This window comes from Vibrio sp. YIC-376 (assembly GCF_052353105.1).
In the GTDB taxonomy this organism is placed as follows: domain Bacteria; phylum Pseudomonadota; class Gammaproteobacteria; order Enterobacterales; family Vibrionaceae; genus Vibrio.
Genome location: NZ_JBBWFK010000001.1, coordinates 929,738 through 940,559, shown reverse-complemented (window position 1 = coordinate 940,559; position 10,822 = coordinate 929,738). Strand labels below are relative to the sequence as shown.

Annotated in this window: 9 protein-coding genes; 5 read left to right on the top strand and 4 right to left on the bottom strand. The window is 40.2% G+C overall.

Features of this window, described 5'->3' with window-relative positions:
* Positions 1-8: 8 nt before the first annotated feature.
* Positions 9-1,168, bottom strand: a protein-coding gene (locus WJM94_RS04280) for an IS3 family transposase (RefSeq protein ID WP_444492974.1) whose coding sequence is annotated in 2 segments (ribosomal slippage) — positions 9-910 and positions 910-1,168 — 1,161 coding nt in all. Because the reading frame shifts where the segments join, the coding sequence is not laid out codon by codon here.
* A 139-nt stretch (positions 1,169-1,307) separates the two neighbouring features.
* Here WJM94_RS04280 and WJM94_RS04275 point away from each other — a divergent pair.
* The 4 genes from WJM94_RS04275 to WJM94_RS04260 all read left to right on the top strand — a co-directional run bounded on the left by WJM94_RS04275 (position 1,308) and on the right by WJM94_RS04260 (position 4,891).
* Positions 1,308-2,165 carry an AAA family ATPase gene (locus WJM94_RS04275; RefSeq protein WP_234909815.1) on the top strand — a complete coding sequence of 286 codons (858 nt, stop codon included), beginning with the start codon at positions 1,308-1,310 and terminating at the stop codon, positions 2,163-2,165.
* Complete coding sequence (locus WJM94_RS04270; protein WP_337219279.1) at positions 2,162-3,025, top strand: hypothetical protein; 864 nt, start codon at positions 2,162-2,164, stop codon at positions 3,023-3,025. The genes WJM94_RS04275 and WJM94_RS04270 overlap by 4 nt, the downstream gene beginning before the upstream one ends.
* Before the next feature lie 382 nt (positions 3,026-3,407).
* Positions 3,408-3,773 (top strand): hypothetical protein, encoded by a 366-nt coding sequence (locus WJM94_RS04265; protein WP_029857886.1) that lies wholly within the window; start codon positions 3,408-3,410, stop codon positions 3,771-3,773.
* Positions 3,773-4,891, top strand: a complete 1,119-nt coding sequence (locus WJM94_RS04260; protein WP_444492973.1) for a hypothetical protein — start codon at positions 3,773-3,775, stop codon at positions 4,889-4,891. Before WJM94_RS04265 ends, WJM94_RS04260 begins: the two co-directional genes overlap by 1 nt.
* A gap of 339 nt (positions 4,892-5,230) precedes the next feature.
* On the opposite strand, the gene herA is transcribed toward WJM94_RS04260, so the two are convergent.
* The 3 genes from herA to WJM94_RS04245 form a co-directional block, all read right to left on the bottom strand.
* Positions 5,231-7,066, bottom strand: a complete 1,836-nt coding sequence (gene herA, locus WJM94_RS04255; protein ID WP_103196371.1) for an anti-phage-associated helicase HerA — start codon at positions 7,064-7,066, stop codon at positions 5,231-5,233.
* On the bottom strand, positions 7,063-8,328 hold the full coding sequence (locus tag WJM94_RS04250) for an SIR2 family anti-phage-associated protein (RefSeq protein ID WP_103196370.1): 1,266 nt from the start codon (positions 8,326-8,328) through the stop codon (positions 7,063-7,065). Before WJM94_RS04250 ends, herA begins: the two co-directional genes overlap by 4 nt.
* A gap of 338 nt (positions 8,329-8,666) precedes the next feature.
* Positions 8,667-9,875, bottom strand: a complete 1,209-nt coding sequence (locus tag WJM94_RS04245; RefSeq protein ID WP_444492972.1) for a winged helix-turn-helix domain-containing protein — start codon at positions 9,873-9,875, stop codon at positions 8,667-8,669.
* 94 nt (positions 9,876-9,969) lie between these two features.
* Between WJM94_RS04245 and WJM94_RS04240 the strand changes: the two genes are divergently transcribed.
* Positions 9,970-10,794, top strand: coding sequence for a hypothetical protein (locus tag WJM94_RS04240; RefSeq protein ID WP_444492971.1), 825 nt, complete (start codon positions 9,970-9,972; stop codon positions 10,792-10,794).
* The last annotated feature ends 28 nt before the right edge of the window (positions 10,795-10,822 follow it).

Here is a 10,822-nt window from a genome sequence, read left to right as displayed (position 1 = left end):
TGTAGTGGTCAACAAATTCCGGACACAGATTTAAGCCGATTTTCGGCATTGACTGGCGACAGCCCATCATTGGCTTGATGAGGCCGTTGCCGATTATAGTAGTCCATCAAATAGTAGCTGATATCTTTCTTCGCTTGAGTTTGGGTCAAGTAACCCGTTGCTGGTACCCATTCAGTTTTTAGGCTTCTAAATAGCCTCTCCATTGGAGCGTTGTCCCAACAGTTACCTCGACGACTCATGCTTTGGGTTATGCGATATCGCCAAAGTCTTTGACGAAACTTACGACTGCTGTACTGGCATCCCTGGTCTGAATGGAACATCACGTTCTGAGGCCGCCCCCTTTGCTCCCAGGCCATATCTAGGGCTTTAGAAGCTAATTTAGCATCAGGCTTATCCGATAGAGACCAACCCACGACGCGCCGGCTAAAGAGGTCAAGTACCACGGCGAGATAACTCCACTTAGAACCTGACCAGATATAAGTAATGTCACCGCACCACACTCGATTTGGAGCAACCACAGAGAATTCACGCTTCAGCAGATTCGGGATATCCAACCGCTCTGATTTGGCCTGCTTATATCGATGCGAGCCTGGCTGTTTGCTCATCAGACCGGCTTCTTGCATTATCTTCCGCACCTTAAATCGCCCGATGTCGATGTTTTCTGAACGTAACATGGATACAAGGGCACGACTGCCAGCAGCACCTCGGCTCATGTTGAAGAGCTCTTTAATTCGGCTTGCTAGCCGAATGCGATTAGCGTCCGGCTTTCTCTGTTTAAACTCGTAGTAACAGGAAGAAGCCACATTGAACAGTTCGCAAAGCATCTTGACCGACTCATGCTCCCTTAACTGATCAATTAACGAGAACGTTCGAGTTCGTCCGACATTAAGAGAGCGGTGGCCTTTTTTAGTATGGCTTTCTCTCTTTCTAATCGACTAATTCTGGCTTCTAATTCCTGGATTTTTTGTTGTTCAGGCGTAAGGGCCTTGGCCGCCGGAGTTGTACCACCACGCTCAATCTTGAGTTGGTCGACCCAACGTCGTAAAGCTGTTTCACCAACATCCATGGAGCGTGCTGCTTCAGGTACCGAATATCCTTGGTCAAGCACCAAGCTTGCAGCATCCATTTTGAATTCAGCAGAAAATGTACGTCGTTGTCGTTTTGTCATGGAACACCTCATTTATGGTGGAGACTTTACCACCTAATTTGGTGTCCGGGATCATTAAACCACTACATTTTGTAGGGCCGCACTCCAGTATAAAGACCCTTCTATTTCCCTAGTTGATCGTTATAGCAAAGGGCGCCCTATGATTAATAGGCTCCTTGCTATTGCGACACCAGGAGAAACTCAAAATACCTTTCCTGGTGAAAGGGTAGCTACGCAAAAGTTATACTACCGTCGTTTATCTTTAACTAGAAATGGTCGAGCGAAGAGATCTCGGTCGATAAATGAATTGATCATCCAATTGGTTCGCTCTGACGAAGTAATAGGAAGCAAGTCTAGATGGCAACTTTTTATCGAAGCTTTATCAAATACGATACCTATCGACAAGGTTGTGGTGCAGAAAACTAGTGGAAGTTATTTACAATTAATTAAATTGAACAAGCTGGGTGGGGAACAAGAGTCTCTCGAACATTGGGGGAGCATTGATACGGGGGCTGAACCTAAGCTCAAAATTGGAGACGATTCACACTCTCTTAGTAGTGGACAGCTTACATTTCTAAAGTTCGCTCTTCTTTGTTGTCTTTATATTGAAAATGGCTCTTTTGTTCTTTTAGATGAGCCAGAGACGCATATGCATCCAAATATGATTGCAGATTTTGTAGGATTATTGGATCAATTGCTCGAAGATACTGGCTCTCAAGCGCTTATTGCAACTCACTCTGCATATTTCGTAAGGGAAATAAGTCGTGAACAAGTTCATGTTCTTCTCAAAAATGAGTCAGATGAAATATCTATTGTGTCTCCAAGACTACGGACTTTCGGAGCGGATATAGAATCGATTTCTCAGTTTATTTTTGATGAAGATGTTGATAACAGATTGGCAGAGAAACTTTTCAGCAAGGTAAAAAACCTGTCATTTGAAGAAGTAAAAAGTAAGCTTGAGGGGGAGCTGTCTATGTCAGCTATGTTACAACTACAAGATAAGATGTTGAGTGAATGAAAAAACTTAACTTACCTCAAATTCAAGATGTTAACATTTTGCATACGCTGGCACAAAATCAGAACCTCCATAAGACTAGTTACCCTATCCTGAGACAGCAGATTCATTTGGTTGAAGCTGCTTACGTAGATTACACAAATAGCAATGGTAACCCTTGGAATATCGCTAATGTAGGCATTACAGCGGATCTACAAACAGCATTGCGAACACACTATAAAAGCCCTCCTACGTCATTAAATTTTATAGAAAGTCTACGAGATTCTTCACCAGAAGTATGCCCGATGTGTGGTGGTTTTAAGCCTACGGAGTTAGACCATCTATTGCCGAAGGAAGATTATCCTGCATGGTCAATTTTTTCACCAAATTTAGTTCCAGCATGCAGTTGTAATCGTGAGCGAGGTAGGCTTCTTAAAGGGCGAGCTGATAAACAAGCTCGAATATTACATCCGTATTTTGATATGTGCCTTCAAGAAAGAATATTGACAACTACCTTTATTCATTCAAACGACTTCAGTTTGATACGAGCAAAAGTCTGCTATGTGGATGATAACCATCCTGAAATCGAATCGATTAAATATCATACCAAGAACGTAGTTATCAAAAATGATATAGAAGGGTGGATACGCGGACAACTGAATACGCTTGTAGAGTTTCCTGCCAATGTTGTTAAAGGCATTTCAAGACGAAGGACAATAGACAAGGATGAGTTGGTCGAAAAACTAGAAGATTTACTCGAAAGCTATGATGAGCAAACAGGTTCAAAAAACAATTGGAACTCAATACTTGTGCACGGACTTCTTAACGCACCTCAACTACATGACTGGCTAGTTGAACGCCATAATGATGTGGTAACCCGCTAAGTAATCTTCTCCATCAATAGTGGACACCAACTTAAGCGACTTTCCATATTTGTAGTTATCAATAATTTGCTAACTTAGCAAAGTCGCTGACTCGCTTCTGTCCAGAGATGTGATATCGCTGAATCACGGCAAACACACCTTTGCCCCAAACCTTCTTAGTCCCAACGAACTGACTACCTAGCCAGTCCAGCAGTAGACCAAATTAATCTAATATGTGCTTGGGGACTTATACAGAACCTTTTCGTAGTTCTACACCGAAATTCTCTGTCGATTCACACAATAGGTTGATACCTATTGTGTTGCATAGTGAATGACAGCAACATAGAAGGAATGCAAATAAAGAATTATTCCGTCTATAAATTATAGAAGTGCGGAGGTAGAGTTGGATTTTGTAAGTTATAAAGTGAACCCTCAGCATAGAGGAGCCTTACCGATTTCTCAGAAGAGTCAGTGGAGGGTTACCGAAGCAGAAGAAACAGCTTTGTTTGATAAGGCTAAAGTAAACGAATGGATTTGTCCTAAAAAGTGCTTATGGTCGATTGACGATAACTTTTGTGTTATCGGTGAGGATTTTGTCGGTGAACTATATGTAGCTAAGTTTTGGGGCAATCAAGGTGAGTGGCATGGCTTTCCTGTATCAACTAAACGACAGCTAGATCGCCCCCCGACACTTGCTATCAATGATTGGGTAAAGAAAAAAATCATACGTAAACGTATTGGAAATAAGATGGCACAGGGACAATTCTAATGGCTGGCAAGGTTAAGATTGAAATTGAAGGCGATTACATTGACTCTTTTGTGTATTCAGGAGTTTTGTTCTTGGTTAACTCCGACTTAAATTTGAAAGCGTATTCTTGGGATAATGTATTTGATCGTTGTTTAGATGGATTAGGAACCTTCCACAAAATGAGGTTGAAAAACTACTCAAGAGGCACAGTTTCTATAACTGATGAGTTAAGTCGTACATACTCGATCTCTGAAAAATCTCTTTCGGAATTTGAGCTTTGTTCAAAAGAGTTAAGAGTATGGCCATCTGATATTAATATTTACAAAAATAGATTTTATGTCGCCTCTGAACGTGGAGTTGATGCCTTTGACTTTGATTGGGGGGATGGAAAGGTATCAAAATTCCAACGTCCCACAAAAATATTTGATGAAGTCTCTTTTAAGTTGGCTACTAGTTCTCATTATCGTTTGGCTATAGCAGCAGGTACAGCAGGATTGCTCTCGGTAACTCCAGAAAAAAAATATGCACGTAAAGAACACGTACATCAGTTAATTGATAGCCCATGCTCAGATTGTCATTGGCACAGTAATAACTTGGTTGCTGATACCGTTAATGGTCAGTTTACAGCTTCTTTTGCCTCGATACCCAACAAAATAGATTTTGAAGGTACGGATCGAGAGTATTGGGATCTAGTTAAAGCACTTAAAAATACGAGGCCAGAGATTCGAGAAAGCAAAAGTATTCATGGTCAATCTATTGTTTCCTCATGGTTTTCTGGTAAGGGATTATTTAGTGTAACCAAAGACTTAAAATTATATTGGAACAGCCTTGATCATCCATCAGAGTATGAGTTAATTGATACAAATTCTGAGTTATCAACTCTTAAGTATTTTAAAGCTCAATCTTCGCCATTTGGAACAGTTATGGAAGTTGGTGATGACTTAAAACTATTTACAGGGGATGGGGAGTGTCAAGTTGTAGCTGAAGAAGTTGTCAACTGGAGACTTTTTCCTAAATCTAGATACTACTTGAACCATTTGCATGTTATTGAAGACGACGTTCTGAATGTTTCATTGTTTGACATACCCACTAGACCAAATAAGTTTGGATACTCCAAATCTGAAGCGCTAGGAGATTAATTTATAAAAAATTAAGAGTAATTATCCACGCTTGGCATTTTGGGTTTTGTTTATTGTTTATGGTGTCCAAATTTAGTGCTGTGGTAGCGACCCTTAATTGGACATCTTTTTTCAAACGTGAGGTGAGGTAATCCGCCGCATCCTAATTTAATAATATAACTGACACAGTTTGTCCAGAGGTGTGCCTTAGCCGATCACGGCAGACACACCTTTGCCCCAAAACATTTTAGGTCGACATAACTACTACGAGTTTTTAGTTTTAATGTGCCATACAAATGCTAATCAATTTTGACTTGTTATTAAGTCTGGCAACTACAGCCAATATTCCAATTGAGATACTTATGACCATATTGATGCAAATGCAGCATCTGAAGATTTTGGTTTTGGTGCAGCTTCATCAATGGAAAAGCGAATTGGGATATTGAAAGCTGAACCGAAACCGATAGCATCACCTCTAGGCAAACCTGAAATTTCACTAAGTGTATGTTCATTGCCGTTTTCTATTGCATATCTTAATGCATTGATATCCCTCTCGTTAGTTAAACGCAGAGAGATCCAGTTCGAGCACATGGCGAGAACAGTTGAAGATAACTCTGATGGTCTCTGTGTACTTACGAGCAATGAGCAATTAAATTTACGCCCTTCTTTTGCAAGTCTTTCGTATGCTTTAAGCTGAGTTCCTTCTTCAGCGAAAGGGTCTCTAAGGTAGTGGTGGGCTTCTTCCAAAAGAAGCAGTGTGGGGTAATTGTTGTATTGACCTCTTTGAAATAACACATCTGAGTACATTTCTAAAAGTGAACCTAAGATCATTGGGGCATGGTCGTCTGCAATGTTCTTTAAATTAATGATATGGACATCCCAATCCTGCGCTTCCCCCACTTTTTTACCAAAAATATAATCGACTTCTTTTTCAACTTCTTCTTGCCACATACTTGCAGGATTGTTGATAGCTTGGTCACCTGATAGGTTAACTACATTGTTAAAGCGTGGGTCATCGGCGAGTTGTTGAATAATCTTAACTAATGGTAATACGTTACCATAGCTAAAAGCATCCCTTTTACTTGCGCCGTTAGGTGTGAATGCTTGGCAGCCGAACTCTGCGACGAGGTTAGCTAGTGACTTAAATGGAGGCCATTTTTGAAAGGGAGGTATTGCGTTACTTCTCAACTTTTTCAGCCACAGGCTTAATTGCTCTTGCCCGTCTTGCCGACAATCATCAACTAGTTCGAACCAAGTTTGAGTGGTTGAAGGTGATATGGTTTCTCCAGTCCATATGGAGCTATTGGAGCCTGCACAAACCATATGGAGTGATTTCAATGCATTTCGTAGTGCAGGCAGTTGCGTTTTATCGCTTGGTCTTAGTAACTTGATTAATCCAGCATAGCCAAATGCTTGATAGGGGATTCGATGATAAACAGGGTGTTTACCGTCAAAAACCTCGGGGGGCGGAGGTGGTACTGCTAAAGGCGAGAATAATTTAGCGGGAGGAGGTGGAACACTTCCTAAGATTGTCTCCTTAACTCGTGTTTGCCCAATAAAAGCATCAGCATATTCGCCATTTATATCGAATATAACGATTCTAGAACTTTTGAATTTTCCACGAATTCTTTGTGACAACAAAGCATTGAAATTTGATTTTCCATAACCTGTACTGCCTAGCACGGCAAGATGTCTAGAAAGTAGCGAGTTGATGCCTACATTAATTTTCGTTGTTTTGGTTCTAGAATCTCGACCTAGCTCAACAGTGGAATTTTTTTCATCTTCATTAACACCATAGATACTTTCTAGGTAGTCGCTCGATAGTGGAATAGCTTTCGCGCCTAGCGTAGGTAGCTTCCAACTCTCAGAAATAAATTTTCGGTTATCACCATCCTGACATACATAGCCGATGGAATACGCTATGAGTTGCCTTAAAGGGGTGTCAATTACATTCATCGTCCCCACATTAGAAGAGTGGGCTTTATCAGGATCAACAAATGCCATGTCTGTAACTCTGGCAATCACAAGATTAGTACCTGCATCTAATCCAATTAAATCACCTGGCTGAGAAACAGAACTTATACCGCGTCGGTGAGATGCTAATTGACCTTTATGTCCTTCCAGTAAGTTAACGCGAATTTTCGTTCCCTCAAGAGCAACAACATACCCAATAGAATCAATAGTCTCAATGCTCATATCTGATTTCCACTTTGAACTAAATCATTGATCGCAGCTACAAGATCTTGCGTTGAAGTATCTCGAGGGAATAAAACTGGTTTCGGGATGTATTTAACAAATGAATCGAAGTAAGCAGATGATCCTCCACCAACAATTGTAATTTGATTCAATGACAGTGATTTGAGCTTTTTAATACACTTTTGAGATTCGCTTAAACCTTCGGCATCTACCGAGATTTTATCAAGTTCAGGATAAAAAATAACAATATGTAAAGATGGGTTTAGTAGTGCGCCTAGAATTATCCGATTGATATGGTAGTCACCAAAACCATATCCGTTGATGATGATAGCTGTTTGAGGCTTTGATAAGAACTCACTAAACCGACGAAACATCTCGCCATATACAAAGCCGATTGTATGGTGGTACTTATTCGCACCTGGATAAATTAAGAATTGCTTGTCATAAACAGGCTCTCCATTTAGCAATGGATCAATATAGCGACTTTTAGCCAGAGCAGATGGGATTTCTTTAATGTCACTGTTATGCTCTTGAATCCATGACAATGAGCCATGTAATTTATGCAAGTAAGCATGATAGTGTCCAAATCTGGCTTCACCTTTTGCATTAACGTTTCTGAAGCTCAAATCAAAATTTTGTGGTTGGAAAGTTCTCGTATGAAGTCCAGAAAAACCATTAACAAGTTGGATGCCTATTTCTTCGGCTGCCCATTCTAATGACAGATCATAGTTGGTGGTGAAAAGCATCGGAGCTGCTTGACCTGGCTGGCGATTTGAAATTAATTTTTCAAGCAGTTCTCTGTGATATTTGAACTTGTCTTGAGACCCTAATTTCTCATCACCAAAAGATTCTTGCTTTACCAGTAGTGCAGCTTTAGTTACTGATTGATATAAGCAAAGGAGGATTTTCTGAAGCTTGCCCACTGGTTGGGACTCAAAATCTGTTTCGATGTTTAATGGTGTTGTCTTTTTGTATACCGATAAATATTGAGTTACTTGATCTAAAAGTTGCTCCACATTTACATCTTTATTATTAATATTTTCTTGAGTTATGAGATTAAAAGTAAGTAATTCATCGAGTAGATCAGGCGAACTGTTTATTGCATCAAGCCATACTCCTTCCATTGTCATACCGCCACATCCTACGGATGCACCAGCACCAAGAAGAACACCAATGTTTTCTAATTGGCATAAAGAGCCTAGATGACTTCGAAAGTCATCCTCAGAAATTGCAATACCGCCTTGATAGATAAAGTTACTCATTTGATTATTCTCAAATAAAAACACACTGAGAATATTGTGCAACTTTATGTGTATAAAAACAATGAATCACGTAGTCAAATGAGCTGAGGAAAGACAAGTATCTTATTGAACTTTCTACACATGGGATGAGTGTGTAGGTTTGCAAGGTCGTTCGTTAAACATTCTTATGCTTTACAAGTGAGTGAAGTGGTTGTCCTAACTCACTTTTGTACACTTTCGAGTTAGCGAGGTTAAGCTTGATTGGTCGGACTATAGGTCAGCACAAGCGCTTGTCGCTTGTGCATTCAGAAAAGTGCATTTTTGGTAGGTTATATATATAAACTGAACAAATGCACTTTTTACATTAACAGAAGCTCTTTCACTAACACACTCACTCTTTGCCTAGAGAGTCCCATTTCTCTGGCAATTTGGGATAAGTTGACTCGTCCGTTATCTTCTAACTGCTTACGGTAGAGTTCACGCAAAATTTCTCGGCGCTCCACGTCTGCACCATAGCCTTTCATAGGACCCGACTTCAATGGCTGATATATGCGCTGCGTAGCTTCATACCTCGCTAAAATGCTCAGAATAGCAAACCTCAATTGACCGTTATTGACATGATTTAATTCTTCAGAAGCTTCCCATCGTGAAGATTCACCCTCCGAGTCATCGAGGCTTTCGATAACCATGAATCCCCAACCTAGAAGAGAATTAAAGCTGGAGAATTGAGTTAAGTTATCGGCCTGTTGTAAGCGATGAAAGCTAGTAGGGTAGTTATTTTTAGCATAGAGAATTATCGATTCGGCATATGACTCCCAGTGTTCATCGGTTTGATAACTGAGAACATCAACTACTGCTGGGATGCTATCGTTCACCATGCTGAACAACTTAGCAGCTAGGCCTCTTTGCTTTACGTTCTTCTTTCTATATGCATTGGAAAAATCTTTTAACTCTGAATTAGAAGAGTGTCTTTCCGTAAATGATAGAACCTTTCGTACGGCCGAGTTGTACGCTTTTTTGTTGTGAATGGAATGGTGATCTTTACAATAGTAACTGGATGAAAATGTCCGTTTCCAACAAACAGCACACATAGGCAAACGAGTTTTGTATTGGGACTCAAAAAGATTTAATCGTCCTTGCTCTTGAGCGATTTCAAAAGGTATCCACTTTTTAGTTTGGCTAGTTGCACTCCTTGCTTTTAGCAAAACGCTTTCTAACGAAAAAAGTAAGAACTCTAAATCATCATCTACTTCCACCCTCATCGGTAATTCGAATTCGTAAGCATATTGGATGTTATTTATAGCTGTGCTTAGTCCACCACAGTAGCGTATTAACTCTTCAACACTTTGTGGCTTCAGGCCTTCATATTTCCTGCAAAAAGGAATGGTATCTGAAATTAAGCTTGAATAATGGGCTGACAATTGTGGTTGAGAAAATGCTGTTGAAACCAGAATTCCCGAACTCTTGTGACACTTCTTTTTGAGGAGGTTAAGCCCTTTTTGAGATGCACTAGCTTTGAGTTTTTCAAGGTTGGATACTAATTCGGCTTCTAGTTCTTTATATCTCATGTTAATAGGGTTGGGTGGTTTTTTGGTTATTTTGTGTATGGTACAGAGATTTTAAAGTGAAGTCATGTTCAACACATAAGTCGGAAAATCAAAAATGAAAAAACAAAATTACAACCAAACAAAGTCAGTCAGTGAGCAGACTATAAGTAACTTACTTACTGACGAACATACTAACTTTACTGACCAAACTTACTTGCTGATGGAAGCATCGTTTGTAGAGAAACTGAAATCGTTGGGATATAGCCCCCAAAAAGGAAAGCCATTCTCTGATTACTACAAAGCAATGAAAGAGGGCGAAAACTCAGGGGAGCCAATTGAAAACGTGACTCAATTGAATGAAGCGGTCGGCGGTAAGTTCAATAAATCGAGAGCGGCTTATGAAGCGTACTGGGAGTTCCATTCTTCAAACCTGGCGTTAGAGCCTATTCCGCAGGCTTTTTCCCAAAAGCTAATGGGTTCGATTCAGGTGGATATTGAAAGCATATGGCGGCAGACACAGGAAGAGATTAACAATGCCCTAGCTGAAAAATCTGCTCAAGACGACGTTGAAAAATCAATACTATCACTTCAGTTGATAGAAAGTGGCGAACTCATCGATGAGTTGAGGGACCAGTTAGTAGTATTGGAAAGGAAGGCGATTGAGTCTCAAATAAAAATGGAGGAATTTTCTGAGACTAAGGCTCAGCTAATGCAACTAGAGCAATGTCAGATGGAAATTGAAAGCTTACGAGACAAAGGTGCTGAAAATCAGAGAGTGATAACGGAGCTTCATGTCATGAATCGACAGCTAAAAAATCAAGCTAATCAACTCATGGAGCAAAACCAGCGGTTACAACAAGAGTATGAGTTCTCAATGGCCGAAAGGTACCGCCTTGAAGGGCGATTAGAGCAGCATCTGTCTGAGCAGACATTTAGTTAAACCAGTATAGGTAAGCAGGTACTCAGTA

Excerpts from the sequence above, each read along its gene's own strand:
- herA (WP_103196371.1), bottom strand. The coding sequence starts at position 7,066 with ATGAGCATTGAGACTATTGATTCTATTGGGTATGTTGTTGCTCTTGAG.
- WJM94_RS04270 (WP_337219279.1), top strand. The coding sequence starts at position 2,162 with ATGAAAAAACTTAACTTACCTCAAATTCAAGATGTTAACATTTTGCAT.
- WJM94_RS04260 (WP_444492973.1), top strand. The coding sequence starts at position 3,773 with ATGGCTGGCAAGGTTAAGATTGAAATTGAAGGCGATTACATTGACTCT.
- WJM94_RS04240 (WP_444492971.1), top strand. The coding sequence starts at position 9,970 with ATGAAAAAACAAAATTACAACCAAACAAAGTCAGTCAGTGAGCAGACT.
- WJM94_RS04245 (WP_444492972.1), bottom strand. The coding sequence starts at position 9,875 with ATGAGATATAAAGAACTAGAAGCCGAATTAGTATCCAACCTTGAAAAA.
- WJM94_RS04250 (WP_103196370.1), bottom strand. The coding sequence starts at position 8,328 with ATGAGTAACTTTATCTATCAAGGCGGTATTGCAATTTCTGAGGATGAC.
- WJM94_RS04275 (WP_234909815.1), top strand. The coding sequence starts at position 1,308 with ATGATTAATAGGCTCCTTGCTATTGCGACACCAGGAGAAACTCAAAAT.